Origin of the sequence: Anoxybacillus sp. ST4 (genome assembly GCF_019448545.1) — a bacterium.
Taxonomy (GTDB): domain Bacteria; phylum Bacillota; class Bacilli; order Bacillales; family Anoxybacillaceae; genus Anoxybacillus; species Anoxybacillus pushchinoensis.
The window spans coordinates 1-243 of the sequence record NZ_JAHZOE010000119.1; the positions used below are offsets into that span (position 1 = coordinate 1).

A 243-nucleotide genomic window follows, 5' to 3' on the forward strand; every position below is an offset into this window, starting at 1 on the left:
GGTAACCCTTACGGGAGCCAGCCGCCGAAGGTGGGGCAAATGATTGGGGTGAAGTCGTAACAAGGTAGCCGTATCGGAAGGTGCGGCTGGATCACCTCCTTTCTAAGGATAAATACGAAAAGCGGAGAACGGTTCTTGACGTAGTCAAGAAAACATCCGACGGAAGCGCAAGCTTTCGACGAGACGTGCGTGCACGTCGATGGAGAAAGCGGACGCGGAGGAGGATGTTAGTTCGTAGCTAGA

General features: G+C 53.9%; 1 rRNA gene. It reads left to right on the forward strand.

What is annotated here, in order from left to right:
* Positions 1 to 102 (forward strand): 16S ribosomal RNA (locus K1I44_RS15265); the annotation flags it as partial.
* Positions 103 to 243 lie beyond the last annotated feature (141 nt).